At 62.0% G+C, this 17,391-nt stretch carries 14 protein-coding genes; 7 read left to right on the top strand and 7 right to left on the bottom strand.

Translation table 11 applies throughout. The features are described 5' to 3' along the window. The 6 genes from ACVHNU_RS11860 (at position 1) to kdgK (ending at position 5,110) form a co-directional block, all read left to right on the top strand. Positions 1-663 carry an amino acid ABC transporter permease gene (locus ACVHNU_RS11860; RefSeq protein WP_083368959.1) on the top strand — a complete coding sequence of 221 codons (663 nt, stop codon included), beginning with the start codon at positions 1-3 and terminating at the stop codon, positions 661-663. Beyond that, positions 660-1,457, top strand: a complete 798-nt coding sequence (locus ACVHNU_RS11855) for an amino acid ABC transporter ATP-binding protein (RefSeq protein ID WP_473019809.1) — start codon at positions 660-662, stop codon at positions 1,455-1,457. The genes ACVHNU_RS11860 and ACVHNU_RS11855 overlap by 4 nt, the downstream gene beginning before the upstream one ends. A 30-nt stretch (positions 1,458-1,487) precedes the next feature. Then, complete coding sequence (locus ACVHNU_RS11850) at positions 1,488-1,877, top strand: RidA family protein (protein WP_003225452.1); 390 nt, start codon at positions 1,488-1,490, stop codon at positions 1,875-1,877. Positions 1,878-2,021: 144 nt separating this feature from the next. Continuing rightward, on the top strand, positions 2,022-2,786 hold the full coding sequence (locus ACVHNU_RS11845; protein WP_473019808.1) for an IclR family transcriptional regulator: 765 nt from the start codon (positions 2,022-2,024) through the stop codon (positions 2,784-2,786). 43 nt (positions 2,787-2,829) lie between these two features. Beyond that, positions 2,830-4,044, top strand: a complete 1,215-nt coding sequence (locus ACVHNU_RS11840) for an amino acid deaminase (RefSeq protein WP_473019807.1) — start codon at positions 2,830-2,832, stop codon at positions 4,042-4,044. A gap of 130 nt (positions 4,045-4,174) precedes the next feature. After that, positions 4,175-5,110, top strand: coding sequence for a 2-dehydro-3-deoxygluconokinase (gene kdgK / locus ACVHNU_RS11835; RefSeq protein WP_262143758.1), 936 nt, complete (start codon positions 4,175-4,177; stop codon positions 5,108-5,110). Between the two features lie 123 nt (positions 5,111-5,233). On the opposite strand, the gene ACVHNU_RS11830 is transcribed toward kdgK, so the two are convergent. Continuing rightward, on the bottom strand, positions 5,234-5,509 hold the full coding sequence (locus ACVHNU_RS11830) for a peptidylprolyl isomerase (protein WP_003225447.1): 276 nt from the start codon (positions 5,507-5,509) through the stop codon (positions 5,234-5,236). Positions 5,510-5,548: 39 nt separating this feature from the next. Continuing rightward, positions 5,549-8,098 carry a PAS domain-containing hybrid sensor histidine kinase/response regulator gene (locus tag ACVHNU_RS11825; RefSeq protein WP_473019806.1) on the bottom strand — a complete coding sequence of 850 codons (2,550 nt, stop codon included), beginning with the start codon at positions 8,096-8,098 and terminating at the stop codon, positions 5,549-5,551. A 133-nt stretch (positions 8,099-8,231) separates the two neighbouring features. On the opposite strand from ACVHNU_RS11825, the gene ACVHNU_RS11820 reads away from it, so the two are divergent. Then, positions 8,232-9,344 carry a PilT/PilU family type 4a pilus ATPase gene (locus ACVHNU_RS11820; RefSeq protein WP_473019804.1) on the top strand — a complete coding sequence of 371 codons (1,113 nt, stop codon included), beginning with the start codon at positions 8,232-8,234 and terminating at the stop codon, positions 9,342-9,344. Between the two features lie 305 nt (positions 9,345-9,649). On the opposite strand, the gene ACVHNU_RS11815 is transcribed toward ACVHNU_RS11820, so the two are convergent. From ACVHNU_RS11815 to ACVHNU_RS11795, 5 genes are all read right to left on the bottom strand, one after another. Continuing rightward, positions 9,650-11,605 (bottom strand): acetoacetate--CoA ligase, encoded by a 1,956-nt coding sequence (locus tag ACVHNU_RS11815; RefSeq protein WP_473019803.1) that lies wholly within the window; start codon positions 11,603-11,605, stop codon positions 9,650-9,652. A gap of 167 nt (positions 11,606-11,772) precedes the next feature. Next, entirely contained in the window at positions 11,773-12,546 is a 774-nt protein-coding gene (gene hbdH / locus ACVHNU_RS11810) for a 3-hydroxybutyrate dehydrogenase (protein ID WP_027612662.1), read from the bottom strand. A 7-nt stretch (positions 12,547-12,553) separates the two neighbouring features. Continuing rightward, positions 12,554-13,945 carry a GntP family permease gene (locus tag ACVHNU_RS11805; protein ID WP_226499206.1) on the bottom strand — a complete coding sequence of 464 codons (1,392 nt, stop codon included), beginning with the start codon at positions 13,943-13,945 and terminating at the stop codon, positions 12,554-12,556. Between the two features lie 278 nt (positions 13,946-14,223). Beyond that, positions 14,224-15,639: a sigma-54 interaction domain-containing protein gene (locus ACVHNU_RS11800; RefSeq protein ID WP_400505396.1), complete on the bottom strand. Its 1,416-nt coding sequence runs from the start codon at positions 15,637-15,639 to the stop codon at positions 14,224-14,226. A 169-nt stretch (positions 15,640-15,808) separates the two neighbouring features. After that, a complete protein-coding gene (locus tag ACVHNU_RS11795) occupies positions 15,809-17,383 on the bottom strand; it encodes an ABC transporter ATP-binding protein (protein ID WP_473019802.1) in 1,575 nt (524 codons plus the stop codon). Positions 17,384-17,391 lie beyond the last annotated feature (8 nt).

The following is a 17,391-nucleotide window of genomic DNA, read 5'->3' as shown; positions in this document are numbered from 1 at the left end:
ATGTACGAATCTCCCAGTTGGTTGCATGAATTATGGGTGGCACGCGAGACGTTGCTGCAAGGGTTCCTGACCAGTGTGCAGGTGTCGGCGCTGGCGATTCTGTTCGGCACGCTGCTCGGAGTTGTCACCGGTCTGGTGCTGACCTACGGCAAGTTCTGGATGCGCGCGCCGTTCCGCTTTTACGTCGACCTGATTCGCGGCACGCCGGTGTTTGTGCTGGTGCTGGCCTGCTTCTATATGGCGCCAGCGCTGGGCTGGCAGATCAGCGCGTTTCAGGCGGGTGCGTTGGGCCTGACGCTGTTTTGCGGCTCGCACGTTGCCGAGATTGTGCGCGGCGCCTTGCAGGCCTTGCCACGCGGGCAGATGGAAGCGAGCAAGGCGATCGGCCTGACGTTTTATCAGTCCCTCGGTTACGTGCTGTTGCCCCAGGCGTTGCGGCAGATCCTGCCGACCTGGGTCAACTCGTCCACCGAAATCGTCAAGGCCTCGACCCTGCTCTCGGTGATCGGCGTCGCCGAATTGTTGCTCAGCACCCAACAGATCATCGCCAGGACCTTCATGACTCTGGAGTTCTACCTGTTCGCCGGTTTTCTGTTCTTCGTCATCAACTACGGCATCGAATTACTCGGCCGGCACATTGAAAAGCGGGTGGCCCTGCCATGACTCAAGCTCAAGTTTCCAAGGTTCAGAACGGTCAGCCGCTGCTGGACATCCGTGGCCTGCACAAGCAGTACGGTGCGGTCGAAGTGCTCAAGGGTGTCGATCTGAGCATGCAGCGCGGCAACGTCGTAACGCTGATCGGCTCCAGCGGTTCGGGCAAGACCACGTTGCTGCGCTGCGTGAACATGCTCGAAGAGTTCCAGGGCGGGCAGATCCTGCTCGACGGCGAGTCCATCGGCTATGACGAGGTCGGTGGCAAACGCGTGCGTCACGCGGAAAAAGTCATCGCCCGCCATCGCGCGATGACCGGCATGGCCTTCCAGCAATTCAACCTGTTCCCGCACCTGACCGCGTTGCAGAACGTCACCCTCGGTCTGCTCAAGGTCAAGAAAATGCACAAGGACCAAGCCGTGGTGCTGGCCGAAAAATGGCTGGAGCGGGTCGGCCTGCTGGAACGGCGCAATCACTTTCCCGGACAGTTGTCCGGCGGTCAGCAACAGCGCGTGGCGATTGCCCGGGCGATTGCGATGAACCCCAGCCTGATGCTGTTCGACGAAGTCACCTCGGCCCTCGATCCGGAGCTGGTCGGTGAAGTGTTGAACGTGATCAAGGGCCTGGCCGAAGACGGCATGACCATGTTGCTGGTGACCCACGAAATGCGTTTCGCCTTCGAGGTCTCGGACAAGATCGTTTTCATGAATCAGGGGCGGATCGAAGAGCAGGGGCCTCCCAAGGAACTGTTCGAACGCCCGCAATCGCCGCGTCTGGCCGAGTTTCTCAAGAGCACGCGGTTCTAATTTTTTGTTTTGTCATCAGGAGAAGTACCCATGAGCATTACTCGATACGGCACCGGCAGCACCGCCGCTGGCGGTCAGCCACGTCCCTTCGCGCGCGCCGTAGAGGCGGATGGCTGGCTGCACGTGTCCGGCCAGGTGCCGGCGGTGGATGGCGAGATCATCGTTGGCGGCATCGTCGAGCAGACCCACCAGACCATGAAGAACCTGATCGCGATTCTCGAAGAGGCTGGTTATGGCCTGGAGGATGTGGTGCGTGCCGGCGTATGGCTGGACGATCCGCGGGATTTCAGCAGTTTCAACAAGGTCTTCGGCGAGTACTTCAAACCTGAACACGCCCCGGCGCGGGCCTGTGTGCAGGCGAGCATGATGGTCGATTGCAAGGTCGAGATCGATTGCATCGCGTACAAGAAGAAACCCTGAACCGAGGTGCCCCTATCGCGAGCAGGCTCACTCCTACAGAAGGACGCGCTTCCACTGTAGGAGTGAGCCTGCTCGCGATGGCGATCTAACCGTCGACGCTGCACTCTCGGTACACTCCCGGCACTTTCATTGGGAACTGAAGACATGACCGAAGACACCACCAAACGCCGGGCCCGTGGTCTGGACCGGGCGTTCGATATCCTCGATTTCCTCAAGGAGATCGGCCAGCCGTTGCGTCCGAACGACATCGCCAACGGTATCGGCAGCCCGAAATCCACGGTCTACGAACTGGTGGCGTCACTGCTGGAACGACGGATTCTGGAGCCGGTGGGCAAGGACGGTCACGTCTATCTGGGGCGCCAGTTGTACTTCCTCGGGCAGGCGCACCTGCGCCATTTCGACCTCAGTCGCGAAGCCGATCACGCCTTGCAGGAGATCGTCAGCCAGACCCGGGAAACCGCGCAGATGTGCCTGCTCAACGGGCGCAAATACACCGTGGCACTGATGAAGGAAGGCGAGCGGCATTTCCGCATTTCTTCCGACATTGGCGAAAATGCACCAATCCCGTGGACGGCTTCAGGACGCCTGTTGCTCGCGCATCTGAGCGACCAGCAAATCATCGACCTGATCGACGAAGACGATTACATCCTGCCCGACGGCGAACGCCTGCCGCTGGAGCGCTTTCTGGCGGAGATCCGCCAGGCCGGCATCGACGGCTTCTTCTCCTTCGACAGCGTTGCCGACACCTTTACCCATTGCTTTGCCGCTCCGGTCAAAGACCCGAGCGGCGTGGCCATCTGCACCCTGTGCATCGTCGCCCCACGGGCCGATGCGAAGAACAATTACGACGACTATCGCCGGGTGCTGATCGAGAGCGCGAACAGCCTCGCCCGGCGCATCAACGAATAACCGCGGCTGCCTGCGGCCGCGACTGAATGCGAGGAGTTTGACCATGACGACTGCCATCAATACCGCTGTGGAAAAGGGCGACGCTGCGATTGGCGCGCACCTTGTGCGTGACGTCAGCCTGCCGGCGCTGGTGCTGCACCGCGAGGCGCTGGAGCACAACATTCGCTGGATGCAGAAGTTCGTCAGCGACAGTGGCGCCGAACTCGCGCCCCACGGCAAGACCAGCATGACCCCGGCGCTGTTCCAGCGTCAGCTCGATGCCGGTGCGTGGGGCATCACCCTCGCCAGCGCCACCCAGACCCGCGCCGCTTACGCCCACGGTGTACGCCGGGTGCTGATGGCCAACCAACTGGTCGGCACGCCGAACATGGCATTGATTGCCGATCTGCTGGCCGATGCCGATTTCGATTTCTACTGCATGGTCGATCACCCGGACAACGTCGCCGATCTCGGCGCCTACTTCGCCTCGCGTGGAGTGAAGTTGAACGTGATGATCGAATACGGCGTGGTCGGTGGCCGTTGCGGTTGCCGCAGCGAGCAGGAAGTCATCGCGCTGGCTCAGGCGATCAACGCGCAACCGGCGCTGGCCCTGACCGGAATCGAAGGTTACGAAGGGGTGATCCACGGCGATCACGCGGTCAGCGGCATTCGCGAATTCGCCGCCTCGCTGGTGCGTCTGGCGGTGCAGTTGCAGGACAGCGGCGCGTTTGCCATCGCCAAGCCGATCATCACCGCCTCGGGTTCGGCGTGGTACGACCTGATTGCCGAGTCGTTCGAAACGCAGAACGCCGGCGGGCGCTTCCTGAGTGTGTTGCGTCCGGGCAGTTATGTGGCGCATGACCATGGCATCTATAAGGACGCGCAATGCTGCGTGCTGGATCGTCGCAGCGATCTGCACGAAGGGCTGCGTCCGGCGCTGGAGGTCTGGGCGCATGTACAGTCGATGCCGGAGCCGGGTTTTGCGGTGATCGCCCTCGGCAAGCGCGACGTGGCGTTCGATGCGGGCCTGCCGGTGCCGTTGCTGCGTTACAAGGCCGGTGTGTTGCCGGCGGTGGGCGACGATGTCGGCGCGTGCAAGGTGACGGCGGTGATGGACCAGCATGCGTTCATGAGCGTGGCAGCGGGGGTTGAGTTGCGGGTGGGCGACATCATTTCCTTCGGCACCTCGCACCCGTGTCTGACGTTCGACAAGTGGCGGGTGGGGTTGCTGGTGGATGAGCAGTTGGCGGTGGTCGAGAGCATGGAGACTTGTTTCTAAGGCTTGAGACCGAGTCGCGCCCATCGCGAGCAGGCTCACTCCTACAGGGGAACGCATTCCAATTGTAGGAGTGAGCCTGCTCGCGATGAGGGCCGCCCAAACACCGATGATTATCCCGAGACGCTACCCAATGACCAGCCTCAGCCCCCTGGGCCCGAATACCCCGCGCATCGCCCTGATCGGCGAGTGCATGATCGAACTCCAGCACCGTGCCGACGGCAGCCTGCAGCAAAGCTTCGGCGGCGATACCTTGAACACGGCGGTGTACCTGTCCCGCGCGCTCGGCGATAAAGCCCAGGTCGACTACGTCACCGCGCTCGGCGACGACAGCTTCAGCGATGCCATGTGCCAGAGCTGGACCGATGAAGGCATTGGTCTGGATCTCGTGCAGCGTCTGCCCGGTCGGTTGCCGGGCCTGTACTGCATCCAGACCGATGCCAATGGTGAACGGCGTTTCCTCTACTGGCGCAATGAGGCGGCGGTGCGCGACTGCTTCACCACTCCAGCGGCCGAGCCGATTCTGGCGACGCTGGCGGACTACGACGTGCTGTATTTCAGTGGCATCACCCTCGCGGTGTTAGGCGCGAAGGGCCGCGAACGCTTGATCCAGACCCTGATCGAAGCCCGGCAGCGCGATGCGCGGATCGTCTTCGACAACAACTATCGACCGCGGCTGTGGTCTTCACAGGAAGAGGCGCGGGCGGCCTATCGCAGCGTGTTGCCGCATGTCGATCTGGCGTTGCTGACCGTCGATGACGAACAGGCGCTGTTCCATTTTGCCGATTGCGACGCGGTGTTCGAGGCGTACGCGCAGATCGGCACGCCGGAAGTGGTGCTCAAGCGTGGTGCCGAGGCGTGCCTGATTCGTTGTGAGGGCGAGGCGTTCGAAGTGCCGGCGCAGAAGGTCGCCAAAGTTGTGGATACCACGGCGGCAGGGGATTCGTTCAGTGCGGCGTATCTGGCGAGGCGCTTGCTGGGAGGCAGTCCGGTCGAGGCGGCGGAGGCGGGGCATTGGCTGGCGAGTCGGGTGATTCAGGTGCCGGGGGCGTTGATTCCGAAAGAATGAGTGTTCTTGTGGCGAGGGAGCTTGCTCCCGCTCGACTGCGCAGCAGGCGCAAGCCTTATTGGGGCGGCTCCGCCACCCAGCGGGAGCAAGCTCCCTCGCCACAAACGCCCGAAAGCAAAGCCTTCAGTCGCGGAAAAACACCTGCACCAGGTGATAGCCGAACTTGCTCTTGATCGGCCCATGCACCGTGCGCAGCGGCTTTTTGAAGATCACCGCATCAATCGCGCCAACCATCTGCCCCGGCCGCACTTCACCCAGATCACCGCCGCGCTTGCCGGACGGGCAGGTCGAATATTTCTTCGCCAGCACATCGAACGCTTCGCCCTTGGCGATACGCTGTTTGAGCTGTTCGGCCTCTTCGGCGGTTTTCACCAGAATGTGGCGGGCTTGGGCTTTCATCGTGCGATACCTGTAACGGGGTGACGGCGGGGCGCGGGATTATGCCTCAAGTGACGGCGTTTGGTTGATCATCTCGCGGATCTTGTTCGCCAGCACTTCAATCGAAAACGGCTTGGCCACCATGTCCATGCCATCCTCGAGAAAGCCCTGACGCTCGGCGGCTTTCTGCGCATAACCGGTCATGAACAGCACTTTCAGGCCCGGGCGATGCTGGCGAGCGATTTCCGCCAGTTGCCTGCCATTCATTCCCGGCAGGCCGACGTCGGTCACCAGCAGATCCACCCGCAGCTCCGATTCCAGCAGCGGCAGGGCGGCGCTGGCGTCAGCGGCTTCGTGGGCGAGGTAGCCCAGCTCCTTGAGCAGATCGAGCACCAGCATGCGCACCGCCGGGTCATCTTCAACCACCACCACGGTTTCGCCACAGGTGGCGGTTGGCGCAGCGCTGGTTGGCTCCACCAGCGGATGTTCGGGCTCCAGCAGGTTCAGGCGCGGCAGGTACAAGCGCACGCAGGTGCCGTGATCCGGCAGGCTGTCGAGGCTGACATGGCCGCCCGATTGCTGAGCGAAACCATAAATCATCGACAGTCCCAGCCCGGTGCCCTGGCCGATCGGTTTGGTGGTGAAGAACGGATCGAACGCCTTGGCCCGTACCGACGGGGTCATGCCGGTGCCGTTGTCGCTGACCGCCAGCATCAGGTAGTCGCCGGCCTTGACCGGTTCGAGGGTGGTGATGTCGTTGCCGTCGAGGTAGACGTTGGCGGTTTCGATCAGCAGCTCGCCGCCATCGGGCATGGCGTCGCGGGCGTTGATCACCAGGTTGAGCAAAGCATTTTCCAGTTGACTGACGTCGGTACTGATCGGCCACACATCGTCGGCCAGCCGCAGCGTGAGTTCGATCGGGTCGCCTTTGGTGCGGCGGATCAAATCTTCCAGCGAATGAATCAGTTCATTGACGTTGAGGGTTTTGCGGTCCAGCGACTGCCGGCGCGAGAACGCCAGCAGGCGATGGGTCAGCGCCGCCGCACGGTTGGCCGACGACACCGCCGCCTCGGTGAAACGCCCGATTTCATGCGCGCGGCCGTCGGCGATGTAGCGTTGCATCAGATCGAGGCTGCCGATGATTCCGGTGAGCATGTTGTTGAAGTCGTGGGCGATACCGCCGGTGAGCTGACCGACCGCTTCCATTTTCTGCGCATGGCGCAATGCATCTTCGGCGCGCTCGCGTTCGAACATCTCGTTTTGCAGGCGCTGATTGGCCTGGGCCAGTTGTTCGGTGCGGGCGCTGACCCGTTCCTCGAGGGTTTCATTGAGATTGCGCAGCGCTTCTTCGGTCTTCTTCCGTTCGCTTTCGTCGATCACAAAAATGTAGAAACCGTTGACCGCGCCATCGGCACCGTGGCGCGGCAGGTAGTTCATCAGCGCGTGACGGCTGCTGCCGTCACGGTGCGGGGTGTAGAGGCTGAACGAACATGGTCGCCCAGCCAGCGCCTCGGCAATGTATGGCGCGCGCAGAAAGTAGGCCTCTTCGCCGATCACCTCGCGAATGGTGCGCCCATACAGTTCCTGCGGCGTGAGGCCGTACCAGTCCAGGTAGGCGGCGTTGTTCAGACGGAAGCGTTCTTCGTGGTCGACATAACTGATGAGGATCGGCATCGCGTTGATGATCAGCTGCAATTCCGTCTGGCTCTGACGCAGCGCCTGCTCGGTGTGCTTGCGTTCGGTCAGGTCCAGTGCGGCACCGAGGAAACGCACCGGTCGTCCATGGTGATCCTTGTAACAGCGGCCGCGGGCAAACACCCAGCGCAGTTCGCCGTCGGCTTTCAGCAGGCGATATTCCTCGGCGTACTCGGTGCCGTGGGTGATGCAATGCTTGATGCTGCGGGCGATCAAGGCGCGGTCTTCGGGATGCACGCCTTGCAGGTAGTCGCTGATCGGCAGCTGGCTGGCCTGCGCCGGATCGATGCCGTGCAACTGGGCGAAATGCGCGTCGGCGATGAAGCGGTCTTCGCCGATGTCCCAGTCCCAGGTGCCGACCGCATCGGTGGCCGCCAAGGCCAGTTGCAGGCGCTCTTCAGTGTCGCGCTGGGCCTTGAGGCTTTCTTCGGAACGGCGTTGCAGTTCGAGGGCGATGCGCCGGCGTTCGTTGGTCTCGATGGCCGTTACCAGAATCCCCGCCACTTGCGCATTTTCATCGCGGATCGGACTGTAGGTCAGGTCCAGCCAGAAGTCGGACTCTATGCCTTCGCGTTGCAGGGTAAATCGGCGTTCGCTGTAGGTGCGCACCTGGCCTTGTAGGACGGCTCGATAAATCGGGTCGGTAAAGTCCTGAAGTTCTGGCCATATCAGGTGTGCAGGCTGTCCGAAAGCGTGCGGATGCTTACTGCCGGCGAGCATCGCAAAGCCATTGTTGTAGATCTGCGTGAGCTGCGGCCCCCACAACAGCAGCATCGGCATCGGCGAGTGAATCACGATGTCCACCGCGGTGCGCAGGCTTTGCGGCCAGGTGCCAGAAGCGCCCAACGGAGTGCGGCTCCAGTCGGTACGGGCGATCAGGGCTTGGGCGTCATCGGGGGAGGGTGCTGCGTTCATCACATCTATCCTGAGCGTCGGTCAGTGCGTTGGCATCTACTATTCTTGCACTTGCGGTAGACGCTGTATGACCCGTCACGTCACGACAGCGGGTCATTTCTGTTCATTGAAAGCTTCGCGGGTGCTTTTTGCCATGGAAATCGATGCACTGTTGCTCCGTCTGTCGAGCCAGCACGGCTCTGACCTGTTCCTGTCCACGGGAGCGCCACCCAGTGCGCGCATCGATGGCGTGCTGACGCCGTTCAGCGAGCGGCCGTTCAAGCCCGGTGAGGTCGAGGCCATCGCCAACTCCTTGATGGACGCCGAGCAGCGGCGCGAGTTCGATCGGGATCTGGAAATGAACCTGGCGATTTCCCGCACCGGTATCGGGCGTTTTCGGGTGAACATCTTCAAGCAACGCAATGACGTGTCGATCGTGATCCGCAACGTCAAACTCGATATCCCGCGCTTCGAAGACCTCAAACTACCGCCGGTGCTGCTGGAAACGGTGATGCTCAAACAAGGGCTGATCCTGTTCGTCGGTGCCACCGACTCCGGCAAATCCACGTCGCTGGCCGCGCTGATCGATCACCGCAACCGCCACAGCAGCGGGCACATCATCACCATTGAAGACCCGGTGGAGTATATCCATCGACACCAGCGCTCGATCATCAATCAACGCGAAGTCGGCGTCGATACCCGCAGTTTCCATGCAGCGCTGAAAAACACTCTGCGTCAGGCCCCGGACGTGGTGCTGATCGGCGAAATCCGAGACCGCGAGACCATGGAACATGCGCTGACATTCGCCGACACCGGGCACCTGGTGCTGTCGACGTTACATGCGCACAACGCCAATCAGGCGCTGGACCGTATCGTCAATCTGTTCCCCGAAGAGCGCCGACCGCAGTTGCTGCACGCGCTGGGCAACAATCTCAAGGCGTTTGTCTCGCAACGGCTGGTGCGCACTTTGGACGGCCAGCGCCGGGCGGCGGTCGAAGTGATGCTCGGCACGCCCACCATCGCCGACCTGATCCGTCGCAACGAGTTGGGCGAACTCAAAGGCATCATGGAAAAGTCAGGCGAGGTCGGCATGCAGACCTTCGACGCGGCGCTTTACGGGCTGGTGGTGGAGGGCGTGATCAGCGAAGACGAAGCGCTCAAGCATGCGGATTCGCAGAACAACCTGCGCCTGCGCCTGAAACTGCATGCCGAGGCGGGTCCGGCACCCGCGCCCACTACATCAGGCGATTGGGGCCTGATGGATTAACACCCCACCCCTGTGGGAGCGGGCTTGCTCGCGAAAGCGGTGGGTCAGTCACATTGTTATCGACTGACAGATTGCCTTCGCGAGCAAGCCCGCTCCCACAAGGGGATGAGGGATCAGTCCGACAGCTCCGGGCGATTGCGCGGCCGCTGCCGGCGCCCATTACGTCAGGCGATTGGGGCCTGATGGATTAACACCCCCACCCCTGTGGGAGCGGGCTTGCTCGCGAAAGCGGTGGGTCAGTCACATTGTTATCGACTGACAGATTGCCTTCGCGAGCAAGCCCGCTCCCACAAGGGGATGGCGTGCTAATCCGACAGCTCCGGGCGATTGCGGAACTGCTCCAAGGCCTCGGGATTGGCCAGCGCATCGGTATTTTTCACCGGCTCACCGTGCACCACATTGCGCACCGCGAGTTCCACCACCTTGCCGCTGATGGTGCGCGGAATATCGGTCACCGCGACGATCTTCGCCGGCACATGGCGCGGTGTGGTGTTGGCGCGGATCACCTGGCGGATCTGCTGTTGCAGTTCGTCATCCAGCGCAACACCGTCCTGCAGGCGCACAAACAGCACCACCCGCACATCGTCCTGCCATTGCTGCCCGATCGCCACGCTGTCCAGCACCTGCGGGACTTTCTCGACCTGACGATAGATTTCCGCCGTGCCGATGCGCACGCCGCCGGGGTTGAGCACCGCGTCGGAGCGGCCATGGATCAGCATCCCGCCGTGCGGCAGTTGCTCGGCGTAATCACCTTGGGCCCAGACGCCCGGGAACAAGCTGAAATAGGATTTGCGCAGTTTTTCGCCGTCAGGGTCGTGCCACAGGCCGATGGGCATGGCCGGGAAGTGCCGGGTGCAGACCAGCTCGCCTTTTTCGCCGATCACGGCAACGCCGGCGTCGTTCCACACCTCAACCGCCATGCCCAGGCTCTTGCCCATGATTTCGCCTCGGCGTACCGCCGACAGCGGGTTGCCGTTGACGAAGCACGACACCACATCGGTGCCGCCCGACATCGACGCCAGGCACACATCGCGCTTGACGTCGCGGTAGACGAAGTCATAACTCTGCGGCGACAGCGCGGAACCGGTACAGAGCAAGGTCTTCAGGCTACTCAGATCATGGCTGTACGCAGGCTTCAAGCCGCTGCTTTCCAGTGTTGCGAGAAATTTCGGGCTGGTGCCGAACACGCTGATGCGCTCGTCGTCGATCAGGTCGAGCAAGCGCTCATGGCCCGGGTGAAACGGCGAGCCGTCATACAGCACCACCGCGCTGCCGACCGCGAGCGCCGAGACCAGCCAGTTCCACATCATCCAGCCGCAAGTGGTGTAGTAGAACAACCGATCACCGGGGCCGAGATCGACGTGCAGTCCGTGCTCCTTGGCATGCTGCAGCAGCACGCCGCCGGTGCTGTGCACGATGCATTTCGGTACGCCGGTGGTGCCACTGGAATACAGCACGTACAACGGATGATTGAACGGTACCGGGACAAAACGCGGTTCGCCGCCGGGTTGGTAAAAATCGTCCCACAACGTCACGTTGGCGTGGCTGTGGTATTCCTCGGCACGGGCCTGTTCGCGGGCATAGGGCACGATGATCAACTGCTGCAGCGACGGCAGTTGCGCGAGGATTTCGTTGACCTTGGTGGTCTGGTCGATGTCTTTGCCGGCGTAACGGTAGCCGGCGCAGGTGATCAACACCTTGGGTTCGATCTGGCCGAAACGGTCGATCACGCCGTGGGTGCCGAAGTCCGGCGACGAGCACGACCAGATCGCGCCGAGGCTGGTGGTCGCGAGCATCGCCACCAGGGTTTGCCAGGTGTTGGGCATGCACGCGGCCACCCGATCACCGAGGCCGATTCCGCAGGCCATCAGGCTGGCCTGAAAACCGGCGACTTGCTCGGCCAGTTCGGACCAGGTCAGTTGTTCGCGCTGGCCGTTTTCCGCCACGGCAATCACCGCGACTGCATCGTCACGACGGCGCAGCAGGTGCTCGGCAAAATTCAGGGTCGCACCGGGAAACCATTCGGCACTGGGCATTTGCGCGCCTTCACGCAGGACGGCGTCGGGCTGGGTGTGGAACCGGATGTCGAAAAAGTCGACGATCGCCTGCCAGAACGCCTCGCGCTGATCCACGCTCCAGCGGTGCAGGTCGGTGTAGCTGCTCAGGGCCAGACCATGACGCTGATTGATATCGCGGCGGAAATTGTCCATGCGCGATTGGGCGATACGCTCGGCATCGGGTTGCCAGAGGATGTCGGACATTGGTTTGCCTCTTGTTGTGTTGTTCAAGCACGCAGGCCAGGGTGCAGCACTTAATTCTGTGGCGAGGGAGCTTGCTCCCGATCGGCTGCGCAGCAGTCGTAAATTGTCGGGGGCGGCTTCGCCACCCAGCGGGAGCGAGCTCCCTCGCCACAGGGGGCCTGCGCTACCTATTGCGCCAACCACCCCCCATCAATATTCCACGCCGCCCCCCGCACCTGACTTCCAGCCTCGCTGCACAGAAACAACACCAATTCCCCCAGATGCTGCGGCGTGACGAACTCCAGCGACGGCTGCTTCTCCGCCAGCAGATCATGCTGCGCCTGCTGCGGGTCGACCCCTTTGGCAGCACGATCATCGATCTGTTTCTGCACCAGCGGCGTCAGCACCCAGCCCGGGCAGATCGCGTTGCAGGTGACATTGCTGGTGGCTGTCTCGAGGCCGACCACTTTGGTCAAACCAATCACCCCATGCTTGGCCGCAACATACGCGGCCTTGCCGGTCGAGCCGACCTGGCCATGCACCGAGGCAATGTTGACAATCCGCCCCCAGCCTTTGGCACGCATGCCCGGCAAGCTGAGGCGGGTGCTGTGGAACACCGATGACAGGTTGATCGCGATGATCGAGTCCCAGCGCTCTACCGGGAACTCCTCCACGGCGGCCACGTGCTGAATTCCGGCGTTGTTGACCAGAATGTCGACGCCGCCAAATTCACGCTCGGCGTAAGCGATCATCTCGGCGATCTGCGCCGGATCGCTGACATCGGCTGGGTGGTGACCGACCTTGCCGCCGAACTGGCCGACTTCGGCGATCACGCTCGACGCATCGCCAAAACCGTTGAGAATCAGATTGGCGCCGGCCTTGGCCAGGCTCAGGGCGATGCCCAGACCGATGCCGCTGGTGGAGCCGGTGACCAGTGCGGTCTTGCCCGAAAGAGTCGTCATGAATACCTCACACAATGCCAGTGGCGTAGAAAGTGCCGATCACTACGAAGACCGCCAGGGTCTTGATCAGCGTAATACAGAAAATGTCTTTATAGGCTTCGCGGTGGGTCAGGCCGGTAACCGCCAGCAGGGTGATCACCGCGCCGTTGTGCGGCAGAGTGTCCATGCCGCCGCTGGCCATCGCGGCCACGCGGTGCAGCACTTCCAGCGGAATGTTCGCCGCGTGCGCCGCCGCAATGAACTGCTCGGACATCGCCGCCAGCGCGATGCTCATGCCGCCCGACGCCGAACCGGTGATACCCGCCAGCAGGGTGACGGTAATCGCTTCGTTGACCAATGGATTGGGGATTTGCTTGAGCCAGTCGGCCAGCACCAGAAAGCCTGGCAACGAAGCGATTACCGCACCGAAGCCGTATTCCGAAGCGGTGTTCATCGCCGCCAGCAACGCACCGCTGACCGCACTTTTGCTGCCCTCGGCGAGTTTGCTGCGGATCGCCTTGAAGCCGAACACCAGCACCATCAGGATGCCGATCAGCAACGCCGCTTGCACCGCCCAGATCGCCGTGAGCTTGGCGATTTCCGTGGTCACCGGCGCGGCCATCCCCGGCAGCGCCAGGCTGTGGGTCTTGCCGTACCACTGCGGAATCCACTGGGTGAACAGCAGGTTCATGATGCCCACCGCCAGCAGTGGCGACAGGGCGATCCATGGATTCGGCAGCTGCAGATCTTCGGCCGTTTCCGGCTCGTTACGCAGTTCGGTGCCGTAGCCTTCACCCGCGCGCTGCGCCTTGTTGCGCTGGCGCTGCAGGAACAGCATGCCGGCGCAGAACACGAAGATCGTGCCGATCACCCCCAGCCACGGCGCGGCCCACGCGGTGGTGTTGAAGAAGGTGCTGGGGATGATGTTCTGGATCTGCGGAGTGCCGGGCAGGGCGTCCATGGTGAAGGAGAACGCGCCGAGGGCGATGGTCGCCGGAATCAGCCGCTTGGGAATGTTGCTCTGGCGGAACATCTCGGCGGCAAACGGATACACCGCAAACACCACCACGAACAGCGATACGCCGCCGTAGGTGAGCAGGGCGCAGACCAGCACGATCACCAGCATCGCCTGTCGGGTGCCGAGCAAGCCAATCGCCGCAGCCACGATCGAACGGGAGAACCCCGACAATTCGATCAACTTGCCGAACACGGCGCCGAGCAGGAATACCGGGAAATACAGTTTGATGAAGCCGACCATTTTCTCCATGAACACCCCGGTGAAGGCAGGGGCGACGGCGGATGGATCGGTGAGCAGGACAGCGCCGAGGGCGGCTATCGGGGCGAAGAGGATAACGCTGTAGCCACGGTAGGCGGCGAGCATCAGCAGCGCGAGGGCTGCCAAGGCAATGATCACACTCATGGTGTGTCTCCAGGGATTGTTATTTTTGTGGGTGAAGCGGGTGTGGGGAGGGCTTTAGCGAGATCTGTGCCAGATATTCAAATCATTGAAATGTAAGGGTTTTATAGGTTTCAGCGTGTTGAGAGTTGAAGGGTTGTCTCTTTCTGGAGATTTTTGTTGAGAGGGCTGACGCCTTCGCGAGCAAGCCCGCTCCCACATTTGGAATGCGTACCCCCCTGTGGGAGCGGGCTTGCTCGCGAAGCTCCTGCTGTTGTCTTTTTTTGGAGACTTAAGTCTCTTTATTGAGACTCGGCAATACCCAGAGCCAGCATCTTCTTGTACAGCGTCGAGCGTCCCAGCCCCAGTCGAGCCGCCGCCTCCGGCACTTTGCCCGCACATTGCGCGAGGGCAGACTGGATCAACTGCCGGTCAAACCGCTGCCGTGCCTCGGCGAATGTCTCCTCGGCCAACGGTTCCAGCGTCGAAACCGACGGACGCTCAACCGGGGTAAACGTGCCGATGGCTGCACGAATATCCTCTTCAGTGAGGATCAGGTCATCGCTGAGCAGCGCCGCGCGCTCCAGCACGTTGCGCAATTCACGAATGTTCCCCGGCCAAGCATGTTGTCCGAGCAGTTCCAACGCCGCGCGGCTGAGTTCATGCTGGCTACGCAACTCTTCAAGGATCGCTTCGCTGAGCGCCGGCAAATCGTCGAGACGCTCGCGCAGCGGCGGAACCTGGATCGGCAGCACGTTGAGGCGGTAATACAGATCGGCGCGGAACTCACCGCGCTTGATCGCGGCTTGCAGATCGGTCGAAGTCGCCGCGATCACTCGCACATCGCTCTGAATCACGTCGTTGGAGCCAACCGGTTCGAATTCCTTTTCCTGCAGCACCCGCAGCAGTTTGCTCTGCAGCGGCAACGGCATGTCACCGATCTCATCGAGAAACAACGTGCCGCCCTGCGCGATCTGCAACTTGCCGGTCCGACCCTTGCGGTCAGCGCCGGTAAACGCACCGGGCGCGGTGCCGAAAAACTCGGCTTCCAGCAGCGCTTCGGGAATCGCCGCACTGTTGATGCTGACGAAGGCTTTGTGCGCCCGGGGCGAAGCGCTGTGAATCGCCTGGGCCAGCAATTCCTTGCCGGTGCCGGTTTCGCCGAGCAGCAACACGGGTGAATCGGTGCTCGCACTGCGGCGGGCGCGGCGTTTGACTTCGAGGCTGGCGCTGCTGGTGCCGATGAAATGGGCGAAGTTGTATTTGGTCTGCCGCGCCCGCAGCAGCGAGCGGGTCGAGGCCAGTTCTTCCTGCATGCTCAGGTAGCGCTTGAGCATCGGTGACAGGCTGCGCAATTCGTCGAACAGGGCAAACCCGATGGCGCCGATCACCGCGCCGGCGTCGTCGTGGATCGGCAGACGCATCACCACCAGCGGCTCTTTCGGCGTGTCCTGCATGTCCAGCAGAATGGGGCGGCCGGTGCGCACCACTTCACGCAGCAGGCTACCGGGGATCACGCTTTCGCAGGGTTTGCCGATGGCTTTTTTCGCCGATTCAAGACCAAAACGCCGTGCATAGCGCTCGTTCATCCAGACGATGTTCGCGTCACGATCGACAATCACCGTGCCTTCGCTGGACTGCTCAATGATCTCGAACAGCGAGCGGATCGCCAGCGTGCGAACGCGTTGGTAGTCCTTGAGGCTTTCGGTGGTGTTCATGCGTGGGTTGATCCGGAGTTTGGGTTGTCTGTAAGGCCCTCTTCGCGAGCAAGCCCGCTCCCACAGGTTTCTCTGGGGTACCCAATATTTGGGTACAACCCGAATCCCTGTGGGAGCGGGCTTGCTCGCGAAGGCCGCGACTCGGTTTCAAGTCAAACAGTGATCATGCCTACCCCGGATGCGCCGCCGCCAACAGCTCCTTGGTGTAAGGATGCTGCGGCGAATCGAACACCTCATGGCTGGCACCGCGTTCAACCACTTTGCCGTCCTTGATCACGATCATGTCATGCGCCAGCGCCCGTACCACCGCCAGGTCGTGGCTGATGAACAGGTAGGTCAGGCCGTGTTTTTCCTGAAGGTCGCGGAGCAGGGCGACCACTTGTTTCTGCACGGTACGGTCAAGGGCCGAAGTCGGTTCGTCGAGCAGGATCAGCGCCGGTTTCAGCACCAGCGCCCGGGCGATGGCGATGCGCTGGCGCTGACCTCCGGAAAATTCGTGCGGGTAGCGATGACGACTCTCCGGGTCCAGGCCAACCTCCTTGAGCACGCGGATCACCTGTGCATCGCACTCTTCGGCGCTGGACTGGCAATGCACCTCCAGCCCTTCACTGATGATTTGCGCCACGGACATCCGTGGACTGAGACTGCCGAACGGGTCCTGAAACACCACCTGCATCTGCCGACGCCACGGCCGCAACTGCTTCTGATCGAGACCGTCGAGGGTCGCGCCCTGGAAGCGGATGCTGCCCTCGGAGTCGAGCAGCCGCAGAATCGCCTGGCCCAGGGTCGATTTACCCGAACCGGACTCGCCGACGATGCCCAGGGTTTTGCCGCGCTGGATATTCAGGCTGATGCCGTCCACCGCCCGCAAATATTGTTTGCGCTGGAACAGCCCGCCACCGACAACGAACTCGACCCGTAGATCATCCACCTCCAGCACGTTCTCGCGCTCGTCCCGGGGCAGGGCTTCGCCCTCCGGTTCGGCATTCAGCAGCACGCAGCTGTAAGGGTGCTTCGGTTCGGTAAACAGGGTTTCGCACGGCGCCTGCTCGACGATCTCGCCAGCCTTCATCACGCACACCCGTTGCGCGATGCTGCGCACCAGATTGAGGTCGTGACTGATCAGCAGCAGCGACATGCCCAGGCGTTGTTGCAAGGACTTGAGCAGCAGCAGGATCTTGCGCTGCACCGTCACATCCAGCGCCGTGGTCGGTTCATCGGCGATCAGCAGTTCCGGCTCGCAAGCCAGGGCCATGGCGATCATCACCCGTTGCCGCTGGCCGCCGGACAGTTGATGCGGATAGGCCTTGAGGCGTTCTTCGGGCTTTTGAATACCCACCAGTTCCAGCAGTTCAAGGATGCGCTGTTGCGCCGCTTTACCGCCCAGTCCTCGATGCACCAGCAGGGTTTCGCCGATCTGCTTTTCGATGGTGTGCAGCGGATTGAGCGAGGTCATCGGCTCCTGGAAGATCATCGCGATGCGGTTGCCACGCAGTTCACGCAAGACCTTGGGGTCGGCGCCGAGCAGTTCCTGACCGCGATAGCGAATGCTGCCGCTGGTTTGCGCATCGCCTTCGGGGAGCAATTGCAGGATCGAATGCGCGGTTACCGACTTGCCCGAGCCCGACTCGCCGACCAGGGCCAGGCACTCGCCGGGGCGGATGTCCAGGCACAGGTTGCGCACCGCCGGCTGGCCATGGAAGGCGACATTCAGGTCACGGATTTCGATCAGGTTATCAGTCATGGTCACAC

Source organism: Pseudomonas sp. Ors-4-3C (genome assembly GCF_055755035.1).
Note: the sequence above shows the minus strand (reverse complement) of the source record. Positions and strands in the feature narration are given on the sequence as shown.

What these genes read in the sequence shown, in the direction of transcription:
- ACVHNU_RS11800 (WP_400505396.1), bottom strand. Translation starts at nt 15,639, where the DNA reads ATGAACACCACCGAAAGCCTCAAGGACTACCAACGCGTTCGCACGCTG.
- ACVHNU_RS11840 (WP_473019807.1), top strand. Translation starts at nt 2,830, where the DNA reads ATGACGACTGCCATCAATACCGCTGTGGAAAAGGGCGACGCTGCGATT.
- ACVHNU_RS11820 (WP_473019804.1), top strand. Translation starts at nt 8,232, where the DNA reads ATGGAAATCGATGCACTGTTGCTCCGTCTGTCGAGCCAGCACGGCTCT.
- ACVHNU_RS11855 (WP_473019809.1), top strand. Translation starts at nt 660, where the DNA reads ATGACTCAAGCTCAAGTTTCCAAGGTTCAGAACGGTCAGCCGCTGCTG.
- kdgK (WP_262143758.1), top strand. Translation starts at nt 4,175, where the DNA reads ATGACCAGCCTCAGCCCCCTGGGCCCGAATACCCCGCGCATCGCCCTG.
- ACVHNU_RS11825 (WP_473019806.1), bottom strand. Translation starts at nt 8,098, where the DNA reads ATGAACGCAGCACCCTCCCCCGATGACGCCCAAGCCCTGATCGCCCGT.
- ACVHNU_RS11850 (WP_003225452.1), top strand. Translation starts at nt 1,488, where the DNA reads ATGAGCATTACTCGATACGGCACCGGCAGCACCGCCGCTGGCGGTCAG.
- ACVHNU_RS11815 (WP_473019803.1), bottom strand. Translation starts at nt 11,605, where the DNA reads ATGTCCGACATCCTCTGGCAACCCGATGCCGAGCGTATCGCCCAATCG.
- ACVHNU_RS11830 (WP_003225447.1), bottom strand. Translation starts at nt 5,509, where the DNA reads ATGAAAGCCCAAGCCCGCCACATTCTGGTGAAAACCGCCGAAGAGGCC.
- ACVHNU_RS11845 (WP_473019808.1), top strand. Translation starts at nt 2,022, where the DNA reads ATGACCGAAGACACCACCAAACGCCGGGCCCGTGGTCTGGACCGGGCG.
- ACVHNU_RS11860 (WP_083368959.1), top strand. Translation starts at nt 1, where the DNA reads ATGTACGAATCTCCCAGTTGGTTGCATGAATTATGGGTGGCACGCGAG.
- ACVHNU_RS11795 (WP_473019802.1), bottom strand. Translation starts at nt 17,383, where the DNA reads ATGACTGATAACCTGATCGAAATCCGTGACCTGAATGTCGCCTTCCAT.
- hbdH (WP_027612662.1), bottom strand. Translation starts at nt 12,546, where the DNA reads ATGACGACTCTTTCGGGCAAGACCGCACTGGTCACCGGCTCCACCAGC.
- ACVHNU_RS11805 (WP_226499206.1), bottom strand. Translation starts at nt 13,945, where the DNA reads ATGAGTGTGATCATTGCCTTGGCAGCCCTCGCGCTGCTGATGCTCGCC.